The organism is Streptomyces sp. NPDC057638, assembly GCF_042800315.1.
Lineage (GTDB): Bacteria > Actinomycetota > Actinomycetes > Streptomycetales > Streptomycetaceae > Streptomyces.
The window spans coordinates 1-13,800 of record NZ_JBHVHF010000224.1; the positions used below are offsets into that span (position 1 = coordinate 1).

Annotated in this window: 10 protein-coding genes; 5 read left to right on the forward strand and 5 right to left on the reverse strand. The window is 72.2% G+C overall.

Annotated elements, in window-relative coordinates; translation table 11 throughout:
* Positions 1 to 256 precede the first annotated feature (256 nt).
* Positions 257 to 712: a subtilase-type protease inhibitor gene (locus ACFVIM_RS25285; protein WP_384305458.1), complete on the reverse strand. Its 456-nt coding sequence runs from the start codon at positions 710 to 712 to the stop codon at positions 257 to 259.
* Between the two features lie 714 nt (positions 713 to 1,426).
* Between ACFVIM_RS25285 and ACFVIM_RS25290 the strand changes: the two genes are divergently transcribed.
* On the forward strand, positions 1,427 to 3,475 hold the full coding sequence (locus tag ACFVIM_RS25290; RefSeq protein WP_384305461.1) for a hypothetical protein: 2,049 nt from the start codon (positions 1,427 to 1,429) through the stop codon (positions 3,473 to 3,475).
* Positions 3,476 to 3,633: 158 nt separating this feature from the next.
* On the opposite strand, the gene ACFVIM_RS25295 is transcribed toward ACFVIM_RS25290, so the two are convergent.
* The 3 genes from ACFVIM_RS25295 to ACFVIM_RS25305 form a co-directional block, all read right to left on the reverse strand.
* The gene (locus tag ACFVIM_RS25295; RefSeq protein WP_384305463.1) at positions 3,634 to 5,283 is read right to left on the reverse strand and encodes a transporter; all 1,650 of its coding nucleotides are present in this window, start codon (positions 5,281 to 5,283) and stop codon (positions 3,634 to 3,636) included.
* A complete protein-coding gene (locus ACFVIM_RS25300; protein WP_384305466.1) occupies positions 5,280 to 6,101 on the reverse strand; it encodes an ABC transporter ATP-binding protein in 822 nt (273 codons plus the stop codon). The genes ACFVIM_RS25295 and ACFVIM_RS25300 overlap by 4 nt, the downstream gene beginning before the upstream one ends.
* A gap of 294 nt (positions 6,102 to 6,395) precedes the next feature.
* Positions 6,396 to 7,073: a bifunctional DNA primase/polymerase gene (locus tag ACFVIM_RS25305; RefSeq protein WP_384305469.1), complete on the reverse strand. Its 678-nt coding sequence runs from the start codon at positions 7,071 to 7,073 to the stop codon at positions 6,396 to 6,398.
* Between the two features lie 667 nt (positions 7,074 to 7,740).
* On the opposite strand from ACFVIM_RS25305, the gene ACFVIM_RS25310 reads away from it, so the two are divergent.
* Together ACFVIM_RS25310 and ACFVIM_RS25315 are read left to right on the forward strand one after the other, a co-directional pair.
* Entirely contained in the window at positions 7,741 to 9,123 is a 1,383-nt protein-coding gene (locus ACFVIM_RS25310) for a transcriptional regulator (protein WP_384305472.1), read from the forward strand.
* Between the two features lie 642 nt (positions 9,124 to 9,765).
* Positions 9,766 to 10,791, forward strand: coding sequence for a hypothetical protein (locus ACFVIM_RS25315; RefSeq protein WP_384305474.1), 1,026 nt, complete (start codon positions 9,766 to 9,768; stop codon positions 10,789 to 10,791).
* On the opposite strand, the gene ACFVIM_RS25320 is transcribed toward ACFVIM_RS25315, so the two are convergent.
* Positions 10,788 to 12,131 (reverse strand): ABC transporter substrate-binding protein, encoded by a 1,344-nt coding sequence (locus ACFVIM_RS25320; protein ID WP_384305475.1) that lies wholly within the window; start codon positions 12,129 to 12,131, stop codon positions 10,788 to 10,790. The two genes, ACFVIM_RS25315 and ACFVIM_RS25320, sit on opposite strands and share 4 nt — an antisense overlap.
* A gap of 182 nt (positions 12,132 to 12,313) precedes the next feature.
* On the opposite strand from ACFVIM_RS25320, the gene ACFVIM_RS25325 reads away from it, so the two are divergent.
* Positions 12,314 to 12,751, forward strand: coding sequence for a hypothetical protein (locus ACFVIM_RS25325; protein ID WP_384305477.1), 438 nt, complete (start codon positions 12,314 to 12,316; stop codon positions 12,749 to 12,751).
* Between the two features lie 109 nt (positions 12,752 to 12,860).
* Positions 12,861 to 13,712, forward strand: coding sequence for a formyltetrahydrofolate deformylase (purU, locus tag ACFVIM_RS25330; protein WP_384305480.1), 852 nt, complete (start codon positions 12,861 to 12,863; stop codon positions 13,710 to 13,712).
* The last annotated feature ends 88 nt before the right edge of the window (positions 13,713 to 13,800 follow it).

The following is a 13,800-nucleotide window of genomic DNA, read 5'->3' on the forward strand; positions in this document are numbered from 1 at the left end:
GTGCCGGGGCGGGAACTCTGAGGAGGCGTCAGCGCGCCTCTCCGGTCGCCGGGAGGCTCGGCCGGGAGGCACCCGCCGTTCGCCGCACGGCGGGTGAACTCACTCAGAGATCGGCTTCAGGGTTCCACGGCGCCCGGGGCGCTCATCTTCGATCAGAAGTGGTGGGGGATCTCTTCACGCCATGGCGAAAGCGAACAGGAAACGCCTGGCGGGCCGGGCCACGCACGCGGCCGGCCGAAGAGTCCGCACCCTCCCGTCAGAAGGAGAAGACCGCGCTCTGGCCGAGCGTCGCCTCCATCTCGCAGGGGTTGTTGTACGTCGCGTTCCAGGTGACGCGCTCGCCGCGCCAGACGCCCTCGGCGGTGACCGTCACCGGGTCGTACTCCCGGGTGCAGAGGGTCTGGGGCAGCCGGGTCGCCAGTTCGGCGAAGTGGCCGTTCACGGTCCGCAGTTCGTTGCAGGCGGCGCGGGGTGCCGGGTGGGTGCCCATCGCCCGAGGGGCGCAGCTGAGGGTGACCGCGCGCTCGACGGTGGCGGTCGGGGCGGAGGTGCCCTTGCCGACGGTGAGAACGAGGGCGGAGGGCGCGTAGAGCCCGGCCGCCGTGGCCGACCCGGTGGGCTCGGTGGGCGGGGTGGCCATCGCCGTCCCGGCCGCCGCACCGCTGAGCACCAGGGCCGCGGTCGCCGCGATCGTGCCGCGCAGATAACGCATGGGTGGGACTCCTTCGTTGAGGGTGGGTGGTGCGTTGAGGGTGGGTCGTGCGATTGCGTTCCGGAGTCTTGCGGAAGCGAACAGTGAACGCACATGGATCACCGCTTTCCGGCCGCCGTCGCCCAACGCGCCCTGACCGAATGGTCGTTCGAGCAGCTCGGGCGGGGTGTAGATGCCCTCTACATGATGTCCACCATATGGACAATCTTGGTTGGTCCAATCGGGAACAACCTTCTGAGCTGCGGTGATGCTCCGGTGGTATAAGCCTTCGGCCATCGCCGTTCGACGGGAAACCATCGCCTCCCGGAGGCGCGGCGCGGAGGCGATCCGGGATCGGCGCCGCCGGAGGCGCACGCGTGGGAGCCGGGCCGCCGACCCGTCGCCCCGGTGGGCGCTGACCCATCATCGGGTCACCCGGGAAGCGCGCCGTCCGGTGCGCCCCCTCCCGCCCGGCTCGCCCCTCTCCGCTCATGGCCGCCACCTCCCGTCCGCTCTCCCTTTCGGTATCCCCGCGCCTCTTCGAAAAGGCGCGGCAAAAACCATCCACTCTTACGAAAACACCATGAATCAACACCCTGGCCGTCCGCCATGCGTGGGATCATCCGACGCCCGTCCCGTCCGCTCCGCCCAGGTTCTTCCGCTGCGGGGTGGCGGCGGGCATGGTGGCCCGGTGGTCCCAATCTCTGGGGAGGTCGCATGGAACGAAGGCGTTTAATGCAGGCAGGAGCCGGGGTCGCGCTGGCGTCCACGGCGGGAGCACTCATCGATCCGGCCCCGGCCCACGCGGGCACGGCGAGACTCGGCGCGGGCGCCGCGACGGCCTCCGGCGTCCCGTCCCACTGTTCGGAGAACCCGGTGTCGACCCATGGCATCGCCTCGCTGACCGCCGCCATCGTCGGCATCACCGTGCACGAGGGCCGCGCCTATGTCGTGGCGCGGGGCCAGAACCCGCCCGTGCTCGGCGAGATCGACCTGGCCACCCGCACGCTGCTCCGTACCGTCCGTCTCAACCGGGGCGAGGGCGGCTGGGCGTCCACGGTGTCGGGCGGTCAGATCTACGCGGGCACCTATCCGTTCCCCGATATCTACCGCTTCGATCCGGCCACCGGTGAGGTCAAGCTCATCGGCACGGTCGGGCCCTCCGGCGGCTTCGTCTGGTGTCTGACCACCGCCCCCGACGGCACCGTCTACGCGGGCACCTCCCCGCGCGGCGAGGTCTGGGAGTACCGGCCCGACACCGGCACCCTGCGTAATCTCGGGGTCGCCTTCGCGGGCCAGCAGTACGTCCGCGCCATCGCCGCCGACGAGCGGTTCGTCTACGCGGGCACGCTGCCGTCCGGCTATGTCATCGCGTACGACCGCGCCACGGGCGCCAAGAGCAATCTCACGCCCACCCCCTACGGCGGCGCCGCCGCGATGATCGCCCGGGGCGGACGGGTGATCGCCGGACTGACCCGCTCCCTGGTCGACATGGCGCCCGACGGCAGCGATGCGCGGGTGATCGCCACCCCGGCCGCCGAGCGGTTGATAGACGCCATGACGGTGACCGAGGACGGCACCCTCTACTGCGTCGGCCGCCCCACCGGCACGGTCTACCGCCGTGACGGCGACGCCCTGGTGCCGGTCGCCGCCCCCACCCCGGGCGACGAACACCGGGGACTGGTCCCACTGGACCGTGACACCCTCCTCGGCTGCGCGGGCAGCGGACGGCTGTGGTGGCTGGATCTGCCCACCAACACCTCGCACATAGTGGAACTGATCGACGCCGGGCTCTCCGGCCCGGATCCGGTGCAGTCGATGGTGTACGGGGACCGGGGCGCCGTCCATGTCGGCGGCCACTTCTCCATCACCACCCACCGGCCCGGCCGGGACACCAAGCCCCGCCGTACCTCCGTCGCGGGCGAGCCCAAACAGCTCCAGGTCGCCCGGGGCAAGGTCTACGCGGCGATGTACCCCTCCACCGAACTGCTGGAGATGGAACCGGTCAGCGGCAGGGTCCGCTCGCTCGGCTTCATTGACCACGACCAGCAGCGGCCCACGGACATGCTCTACGACCGCGAGCGGGACCAGTTGCTCGTGGCGTCCGCGCCGGGGGTGGGGCTGCTCAAGGGCGCGCTGACGATACTGGACCGCAGACGGGGCCGGATCACCGTCCACAAGGACGTGATCGCGAACCAGAGCGTGATGTCGCTGGCGCTGGACGACCGGGACGACTGCCGGATCGTCTATCTCGCCGGGGACACCTGGGGCGGCGGCAGTGTGCCCCCGGCCCGCCCCAGCGCCTCCATCCTCGCCTTCGACCTGCGCCGCTCCGAGGTCCTCTGGGAGGAGGCCCCCGTCACGGGCCACGCCAGCTTCCAGCACATCACCGTGCATGACGGGGTGCTGTACGGGCTGTACAAGCGGCTCGCGGGCGCCTGGTTCGCGATGGACCTGGAGACCAGGACCCTGCTGCACACCGGCAGGCTGCCGAGCTACGGCGAACTGAGCGTGCAGCGCGGCCAGGTCTTCGCCTCGATCTTCGGCGGGCTGGTCTACCGGCTCGGCCCGGACCTCGCCGAGGCGGAACCGGTCGTCGGCGGCCTCGGTGACGGCTGGTACAACCCGCCGCAGCTCGCCTGGGAGCGCGGTGGCTGGCACGCCTGGGGCACAGCCGACCGCGAGCTGGCGCGGATCCGCCTGGACCCCCGCTGTCTCACCCCCGCCCGCACCAGAAACCTTCCGCCGGACCACCACCTGCTGGAGGGCCTGCTCCAGAACTGACCGACTGACCGCACCGGGCGGACGCGCCGCGTTCCCGGCGTATCCGACCGCCCGCACCGCTCCACACGACGGAGGGGGAGGACCCACCGGGCCCTCCCCCTCCGTACACATCCGTACGCATCCGTACGTACGCCGTTCCCGCGCGGGGAACGGGATCGTCACCCCTTGCTGACCGCCGTGAGGATCTCCGGCAGCCGCTCCGCCGTCCACGGCGCGGCGATCCGCAGTCCGGCCCAGGCCACCAGCAGCCCGTAGAGGGAGCCGAGCGGCAGCACGGTCCACAGGTATCCGTGCCCGTCCGTGAGGTGCATCCAGACGGTGAGGGCGATCACCGGCAGACAGAGCACGGTGGAGGCCAGCATCCCGCCCAAGAGCGACAGATAGGCGATGGAGCCCTGCCCCGGCGCGACGTTCTTGTACGCGCTGTCCTGGGGGATCGAGTACGGGAAGCGCGCGGACGACACCGCGCCCGTCGCCAGCATCGCACCGAGCACCGCGAAGGTGAGCCCCAGCGCGGACGGCAGGAACGCCCACTCCCCGACCACGGCGGCGATCACGACGACCACGACCGCGCTGTACGGAAGGGTGATCACCAGCAGGGCCAGCGCGCGGGCGCGCAGCTCCTCGTAGGCGTCGCGCGGGGTGGAGAGGGTCTGCGCCACCATCCAGAAGGCGGAGGTGTCCTGCCCGAACTGGTTGTACATGTGCAGGCCCAGCATCCCGGCCGCGAAGCAGGCGAAGTAGACCGAGCCCATGCCCTGGAGCGCGTTGAAGAGCGGCACCAGCAGACCGATCGCGAGCCCGCTGACCCAGGCGCCCTTGGTCTTGGGGTCCCGCCACATATAGATCAGCGAGCGCCGCATCACGGTGCCGGTGCGCCCCTCGGGCAGCAGCGCGCCGAGCCCGCCGGAGCGGGCGGAGCGGTCGGGTCCGGCGGCGGCGACGGTGGAGCCGTCGGGCTCGGTCATCAGCCGGGTCAGACTGCGCTGCCAGGACCAGAGCAGGGCCACCAGCGCGCCCGCGGTGAGCGCGAGCTGGGCGAGGGCGGTCCCGTAGGAGCCGTCGGCGGCGGAGTCGATGGCGTCGATCGCGGCGGCGGGCGGAATCCAGCGCACGATCGCTGCGGCGGGCTCCAGCTCGGCGATCCCGCCGCTCTGGCTGAGCCGCTGGACACCGAAGTTGACGATCTGGATGCCCACCGCGATCAGCAGTCCGCTGATCAGCGCGAGGTCACGGCCCTTACGGGAGGTCAGCAGCCGGATGTTGGCCGCGGCCACCGCGCGGGCGAGCGCCACACAGACCAGCAGGGTCAGTACGACGGCGACGGTGGCGACAAGGGCTCCCCCGGCCCCGTACCCCAGCGCGATGGCGGAACCGACCAGCAGACAGAGGGAGAAGAACGGGCCGATGCCCACCAGGGAGGAGGTCAGCAGCGCCACGACCAGCGGTCGGGGGCGCAGCGGCAGCATCACCAGACGGCTGGGGTCGAGCGTCTCGTCACCGCTGGGGAAGAAGAGCGGCATCACGGCCCAGCCGAGCGCCAGTACCCCGGTGAGCAGCACGGCCACGGAGGCGGCGTGTTCGTTGCCGCGCAGCAGCACCAGTCCGAGCAGCTGACCGGCCGCGAGCAGCAGGGTCAGCACCAGCGAGATGACGAAGACGGTGGTGCGGCCGGCGGACTGGCGCAGCCCGTTGCCCAGCAGGGAGAGCTTCAGCCGGACGAAGGTGGCGACGAGGGTCCCGGTGGCCGCCCCGGGTACGGAACCGGTGGGCGCGGACGCGGGGGCGGGCGCGGTGGTGGCGCTCATCGGGCATCGCCGCCGAGCCAGTCGAGCGACTGTCCGGAGTCCCGCCCGCTGGCACCGACGAGTTCGAGGAAGGCGCTCTGGAGCGACGGCGCGTCGCCGCGCACCTCCTCGATGGGACCCTGGGCCCGGATCCGGCCCCCGGCCATCACGGCGACCCAGTCGCACAGCGACTCGACCAGCTCCATCACATGGCTGGAGAAGATCACGGTGGCGCCGGAGGAGGTGTAGCGCTCCAGCACGCCCCGGATGGTCTGGGCGGAGACGGGGTCGACGCCCTCGAACGGCTCGTCGAGGAAGAGGACTTCCGGGTTGTGCAGCAGCGCGGCGGCCAGGCCGATCTTCTTGCGCATACCGGTCGAGTAGTCGACCACCAGCTTGTGCTGGGAGCCCTCAAGGCCGAGGACGTCGAGGAGCTGGGCGGCGCGGCGGTCGACCTCGTCGCCGGGCAGACCGCGCAGGCGTCCGACGTAGGAGAGGATCTCGCGGCCGGAGAGGCGCTCGAAGAGGCGGAGCCCCTCGGGCAGGACACCGATGCGGGACTTGACGGCGACCGGGTCGCCCCAGACGTCATGGCCGGATATCAGGACCCGGCCCTGGTCGGGGCGGAGCAGCCCGGTGACCATCGAGAGGGTGGTGGTCTTCCCGGCCCCGTTGGGGCCGACCAGCCCGATGAACCGCCCCGCGGGGAGGGTGAGATCGACTCCGGAGACGGCGATCTGTTCGCCGAAACGTTTCCACAGACCCTCGACATGAACGGCGGGCGGCGCCGTCACCGATGCGCCCGCCGTCATGGCTCCCGTCGCCTGGTCATCCGGCATGGTGCCCTGCCTTTCGGTCTGTCCCCATATGTCGTGCGTGCCAGATGTTGGCCGCGTCCGTACGGGTCCACCTTATGTAGGCACTGCCTAAATGCCGCGGGCGGGAGTCTCTCCGCCGCCGTGCGCCGTTCACCGCGCGCCGTAAGAAGATCGCAGGTCAGAGCCTTACGCCCCGGACAGCCGGACCGGGATCGCGGGTCGGGCGGCAGGGGCTGTGGACCCGGACCGGGATCGTGGGCCAGGGGCTGATGACGTGCCGCGCACCCGGATCCGGATCGTGGGGCAGTGGTCCGGCTACGCGCCGCGTACCCGGGCGGCGGCGGCCTCCCGGCCGCAGGCGTACGCCAGCGGGCTGATCAACTCCTCGGCGTCCGGCAGCCAGCGGTTGGCGGAGGTGGGGCGTCGGGCCCACTGCACGGCGCCGATCGCGCCGACCCGGGTCGGCGGGGCCGCCAGATAGTGCCCATCCCCCCGGGCGATCAGATCGATGGAACTGGGGGCCCAGCCCAGACCCCGGATCAGCTCCGCCACCTTCAGCGCCGCCCCCGGCAGCACGAAGAAGAGCATCCGGCGGTCCGGAGTACAGGTCACCGGCCCCAGCGGCAGATCCATCCGCTCCAGCCGGGCGAGTGCGAGGAAACCGGCCGACTCCGGCACGTCGAGCGCGTCGAAGGTGCGGCCGGTCGGCAACAGGATCGACGCTTTGGGATGTTTGCCCCACATGCGGCGGGCGCCGCTGGCGCTGCCGGTGGCCTGGCTCGCCCAGTCCGGGCCGGTGGCGTGGGCGCCGGGCGCGGCGCAGTCGGTGTCCCCGCAGGAGCAGATCTCCCGGCCGTCGGCGGCCTCCAGCCAGGTGCCGGGGAACACGTCCCAGTGCCGCTCTTCCGTATAGCGAACCGCGTGATCCAGCAGCTGCTCGCCCCGCTGCTGAGGGATCTGCGCGGCCTCTGTGACTCCGATGGTCTCTTCCACGACCCTCTCAACTCCCGCCGTCACCTTGGGTTACGGGCGCTCTACGCCTCGCCCACGATCATGATCCCGCATATGGGGCGCATGGATGCACGGACGGGGGCGCGTACCGAGACCGTCGGCGGCGGGCGGGTACCTCCTAGTACAAGGGGGGCGAGACGTCTTGGCGCCCGGCGGTCCTACCGCGGTCTCCGGGCCGCCGCGGGGGCGGATCACCGGCACCACCGCCGGAGTCATCACCGGCACCACCACCGGAGCCACCTCCGGCCATCACCACCGGAGCAACCTCCGGGAACAGCACCGGAGTCGGCTCCGGACCAGCACCGGCGGCGGCGCCGGAACCGTCTCTGGCGTGACCACCGGATTCGCCTCCGGCGCCAGGGCCGGGACCAGCTCCGGAACCGGTACCGGGACGGGCGCCGGCACCGGAGTCGGGACCGGCTCCGGAACCACTCCCGGGCCATGTCCGCACCATGTCCGGGCCGGATCCGCCCACCTGCGGGCCGGATCCGGGTCATGTCCGTACCGCCTCGGGTTCGCCTTCGGGCCGCCTCCGGAAAACAGACCAAGTTCCTCAAAGTCTCGCAATGTCTATCAATTCTGCATTCTCCGTATGACAGCCGGGCAATGATCCCTGAGTGGATCACCGCGGCCTCTCAGGGGGTTACTCATGGCAGCCAGGCCACTCGTCGCCCGACAGCCCAACGAACGGTTGCAGGCGCTCATTCAGGAAGCCGGGTGTTCCAACGCCGGGCTCGCCCGCCGCGTCAACATGGTCGGCGCGGAACGGGGACTCGACCTTCGGTACGACAAGACATCCGTAGCGCGCTGGCTGCGGGGGCAGCAGCCGCGCGGACGCGCGCCCGGCATCATCGCCGAGGCGCTCGGCCGCAAACTCGGCCGTACGGTCACGATCGACGAGATCGGCATGGCCAACGGCAAGAACCTCGCCTCCGGCGTCGGCCTCCAGTTCTCACCCACCGTGCTCGGCGCCATCGAGCAGGTCTGCGAGCTGTGGCGGAGCGACGTCGGCCGCCGCGACTTCCTCTCCGGCGCCACCGTCGCCGCCTCCGCGCTCGTCGAACCCAGCCGTGACTGGCTGATCACCGGCGCCGACATCCAGGTCGCGCGCACGGCCGGAGCCCGGGTCGGCACCTCCGACGTGGAGGCCGTCCGCGCGATGACCAGCGCGCTCACCGAACTCGACCACCGGTTCGGCAGCGGCCACATCCGGCCCGTCGTCGTCCACTACCTCAACTCCGTCGTCTCCGGGCTGCTCTCCGGCTCCTACCGGGAGTCCGTCGGCCGCGAACTGTTCGCCACCGTCTCCCGGCTCACCGAACTCGCGGGCTATATGGCCGTCGACACCGGCCAGCCCGGACTCGCCCAGCGCTACTACATCCAGGCGCTGCGGCTCGCCCAGGCCGCCGGGGACCGCGGCTACGGCGGCTATGTCCTCGCCGCCTCCATGAGCCATCTCGCCGCCCAGCTCGGCAACCCGCGCGAGATCGCCCAGCTCGCCCGCGCCGCGCAGGAGGGCGCCCGGGGCCAGATCACCCCGCGCGCCGAGGCGATGTTCTTCGCCGCCGAGGCCCGGGGCCACGCCCTCCTCGGCGACGCCCGCACCTGCCAGGCCGTGGCGGGCCGGGCGCTCGACGCGCTCGACCGGGCCGACACCGGCTCCGGTGACGACCCGGCGTGGATCGGCCATTTCGACCGCGCCTACCTCGCCGACGAACTCGCCCACTGCTACCGCGATCTCGGCCAGGCCGAGGCCGCCGCCCAGCAGGCCAGTGCCGCGCTGGAGGGCCACCCCGAGGCGCGGGCCCGGCGCCGGGCGATCGGGATGATCGTGCTCGCCAGCGCCCAGGTGCAGCAGCGCGAGGTGGAGCAGGCGTGCCAGACCGGGACCCGCGCGGTGGAACTGCTGGGGCGGCTGCGCTCCAGCCGGGGCGCGGAGTACCTGGAGGACTTCCAGCAGCGGCTCCAGCCGTACGCGGAGGAGCCCGCCGTCCGCGACTTCGGCGCCAGGCTGGAGGCGCAGGCCGCGTGAGCCCCCGCGCACCCCGCCCGTTCCGCTCGCGCCCGCCGCCGTGAGGACCATCACAGACACCCCCGCCCGTCGCCGTTCCCCCAGGTCGGCGGCGGTTTTCCCGCCGAACGCGGGTACGAGCGCCCCGGAGCACCCGGTACCGTAACCCGACGGTTGCAGCAACGTCGTTCGTATGGAGGGGTCCCGGTGGCGCAGAGCGGACAGGGAGACCAACGGCCTTCGGCCGGTCCCGCGCGCGAAGGGGTGATCCTGCCCTCGGACGGGTCACCGCCCTTGCCGCCCGGCTATGAGCCGGCGTCCCCGCACCACGCGACCCCGCCCGCTCCGGGTCCGCTGCCGCCCTTCGCGGGCGAACACCCGTACCCGGGGCAGGCGGACGCCACGCAGGTGATCCCGCCGGTGCCGGGGTATGGCGGTGGGGACGCGACGCAGGTGATCCCGCCGGTCGGTGACGGGCCGGGGTACGGGGGCGCCGATCCGACGCAGGTGATCCCGCCCGTGCCGGGGTACGGGGGCGCCGACCCGACGCAGGTCATTCCGCCGGTGCCGGGGTATGGCGGTGGGGACGCGACGCAGGTGATCCCGCCGGTCGGTGACGGGCCGGGGTACGGAGGTGCCGACCCGACGCAGGTGATCCCGCCCGTGACGGACGGGCCCCTGCCCGACGCCACCACCGTGATGCCGCCCGTCACCCCGGGAGCGATGCCCCCGGGGGCGCACGGCGGCGAACAGATGCCCTCCCCGCGCCGTGCCCGCCGTGCCCGGCAGACGGCGGCACAGCAGCGCCAGCAGCCGGTGCCGCCCGCGCCCACCGCCGCGCCCTACGGGATACGCCCCGGCGCGCCCGGAGACCGGCCCGCGGGCGACTTCGACAACCTCTTCCGCGAGGAGGCGGCCCCCGTACCCGCCCCCGCCCCCGTGCCCGAGGCCTCGGCCGAGGGCGGACGCGGCCGTGGAGGCCGTGGCGCGGGCTCCGGACGCGGCGGAGCACGGCGGCGCCACTCCGACGGCAAGGGCGCGCGGATGCCGCTCCCGGTGATCGCCGCCGTCGTCGTCGGATGCGCGGTCGTCGGACTCGGCGCCGGTGCCCTCATGTTCGACAGCGGTTCCTCCGGCGACGGGAAGGGCAGCGAGCCCGTCGCGGCCGCCTCCTCCCGTCCGCCCGCCGCCCCCTCGCCCGCGCCCTCCAGCGAGGCGTCGGCCGAGAGCGACCCGGCCAAACGACAGGCGCAGGCACTCGACCGGCTGCTGGAACAGAGCAATGAACGCCGGGGCGACGTCGTCGGCTCCGTCTCCGACATCAAGAGCTGTGACAACCTCGACCGCTCCGCGCGCAAACTGCGCGCCGCCGCCGACGACCGCCGCGACCTCGTGGACCGGCTGGAGAAGCTCTCCGTACGCGAACTGCCCCGCGACGACGACCTGACCGAGGCGCTCACCGACGCCTGGCGCTACTCGGCCATCGCCGACGACCACTACGCGGCCTGGGCCAAGCAGGTCAAGAGCGACAAGTACTGCGTGGACGGGAAGGCGAAGGCGACGAAGCGGGCGGGGCGGGCCGAGCGGGCGAGCGAGCGGGCGAGCAAGGCGAAGCGGGAGGCGGCGCGGTTGTGGAATCCGATCGCGTCGCGCTACGGCCTCCCCACCCGCACCAGCGACCGCCTCTAGGTCCTGGGGGTGGTGGTGAGGGTCAGGGTGACGTCGAGGAAGGTCTCGCGTTGGGCCACCAGCCTGCCGCCCCGTACCACCTGGAGCGTCACCGAGCGGTTCACCACGCGCGGGAATCCCCCGAGGTCGAGCAGGTCGTCGTACGTCCAGCGCAGTGACGGCGTGAGCCCTCCGGTGTCCACCCGTACCCCGCCGTCCAGCGCGCGGGTGATGTCCCGGGCCGTGACCTCGTCCTGGTCGAGGCTCTCCACGACCTCGCGCAGCGCGGTGTAGGCGATCCAGGTGGTCTGGACCCCGGCGTTGGTGGGGTCGATCCGGTCGTCGCCGAAGGCGTGCTCGTCGATGACGCGGCGCATGGGGTTCCAGCGGTCGTCGCCCGCCTCGGGGTACCAGCCGGTGAGGTGGGCCCCTTCGAAGAGTCCTCTGGCGCCGCCGGTGCGGTTGATGAGGGACTGGTCCACGCTGCCGAGTACGGAGGAGACGCTGACCGGCCGGTCGTCCTCGGGGAGCCGCCGGAAGGAGTCGAAGAAGGTCTCGGTGGCGTCGCCGAGCGCTGCGGTGACACAGCCGGGCAGCGAGGACCGGTCGGGCCCGCCCGTCCTCGTATCCGTACCCGTACCCGTGTCCAGAGCAGTCGCCGTACGACGGGCGCGGGCCGCGACGGCGGTGTAGTCGGTGGCGTCCTCGGGGGCGAGGTGGTCGGTCGATGTCAGGCCGCCCGGGGCGAGGCCGGAGTCGAGGAGGCCGGGGAGGCGGTCGCCCGCGATGGAGTCGGGGCGGACCAGGGAGACCCGGCGGCAGACGTCCGCGAGCTGGGTGCCGTGACCGGCGAGGAGGGCGGGCTGGCCGCCGTTGACGGGGTAGGAGAGATAGCTGGTGAGTTCGGAGTCGGTCAGGCCGTAGCCGCCGAGGAAGGGGATGCCGGCCGCTTCCAGCGGGGCCATGAAGGAGGCGCCGTGCTGGCTGTAGGAGCCGACGACGGCGACGGCGTCCTCGTCCACCGCGCGCCGGGCGCAGTCGGCGGCCCCGGCGGAGGTGTTGAGTTCGTCGCAGGTGAGTACGCGCAGTTCATGGCCGTCGAGGCCGCCCTCGGTGTTGGCCCAGCGTGCGTACGCCAGGGCCATCGCGGGCATTCCGGGCATATTGGTGCCGGGAGTGTGCTCGGGCGCGAAGGTCATCACGGTGATCGGTGCGCGGGAGCCGGAGCCCGGGAGCAGGCCGCAGCCGGTGGCCAGTACCGCCAGCGCGAGAGCGCCCACGAGGAAGGGGGGCCGCCGGGGGCGGCGGGAGGCGGTGCGGGCGGGGGTGTGGCGGGGGAGCGCGTGCGGGCTACCGGTCATGGGCCCTCACCGTTCCGTCAGCCGGGTAACGGTGGTGTGTCCGCTCGTCAACGCCGGGTGGCGGCGGGGTGAATTACGGGGGGCCGCCACGCCGCCGGAGGTCAGAACGTACGATCGAGTACGTGCAGCCAGGTACCGCTCCCTCTTCCCGTCGCGGCCGTCGCTCCTCCACCATGGGCGGTATGCCGCTCAATGACATGCCGTGGTGGCGTTGGCGCAGCAATGTGCGCTCGGCGCTGCACATGCTCTCCGACCCGGTCTTCCAGCGGGAGACCTGGGTGGCGGGCCAGGAGGGGTACGGCGATGTGACCGACGCCGTCTACCGGCTGGTGGAGGACACCTGGCTGGACAACTGGTCCGCCGAGAAGTACGTGGGCACGATCTTCCGTGACGCGCAGGAGGCCTCGCTCGTCGATGTCGCCGTGCTGCGGGTGCTGCGGATCGTCCACCAGGTCGGTGCCGACTCCCCGGTCACCGCGTATCTCGACCACCACGCCTGGCCGGAGGCGGTCCGGGCGTGCCGGGAGGCCCATGTGCGGCTGGCGGGGAACGACGGGGACGACCCGGATGTGCCGCCGCGTTCGCTGGACGCGCTGCGGATCCTGACGCGCACGGGGTGAGGGCCGGGCGGTCCGCGCCCCGATCGGAAACGCCCTCGTCGCCCATGATCCCGGGCCCACTCCCTGGACGTCCTTCGGGTCGGAGGGCTCGGTGTGGCACCCTACGAGGATGACTGACCAGTATGTCCTCACCCTCTCGTGCCCGGACAAACAGGGCATTGTGCACGCCGTGTCGAGTTATCTCTTCATCACCGGTTGCAACATCGAGGACAGTCAGCAGTTCGGGGACCGGGACACCGGACTCTTCTTCATGCGGGTCCACTTCTCGGCCGATCCGCCCGTCACGGTGGAGAAGCTGCGGGCGAGCTTCGCCGCGGTCGGCGACTCCTTCCAGATGGACTGGCAGATCCACCGCCCGGACCAGCCGATGCGGGTCGTCCTGATGGTCAGCAAGTTCGGGCACTGCCTGAACGACCTGCTCTTCCGCTCCAAGATCGGCGCGCTGCCGGTGGAGATCGCGGCCGTGGTCTCCAACCACACCGACTTCGCCGAGCTGACGGCCTCCTACCACGTGCCCTTCCACCACATCCCGGTCACCAAGGACACCAAGGCCGAGGCCGAGGCCCGGCTGCTGGACGTGGTCCAGTCGGAGAACGTCGAGCTGGTGGTCCTCGCCCGCTATATGCAGGTCCTCTCCGACGACCTCTGCAAGCGGCTCAGCGGCCGGATCATCAACATCCACCACTCCTTCCTGCCGAGCTTCAAGGGCGCCAAGCCCTACCACCAGGCGCACGCGCGCGGAGTGAAGCTCATCGGTGCCACCGCGCACTACGTGACGGCCGATCTCGACGAGGGCCCGATCATCGAGCAGGAGGTCGAGCGGGTCGGTCATGACCTCACCCCCGACCAGCTCGTCGCCGTCGGCCGGGACGTCGAGTGCCAGGCGCTGGCGCGCGCGGTGAAGTGGCACGCCGAGCACCGGATCCTGCTCAACGGGCGGCGGACGGTGGTCTTCGCCTGAGCCCGCCGCGGGAGCGGCCTTCGGCTGAGCCCCGGCGGGAGCGGCCTTCGGCTGAGCCCCGGCGGGAGCGGCCTTCGGCCCGGCGGCC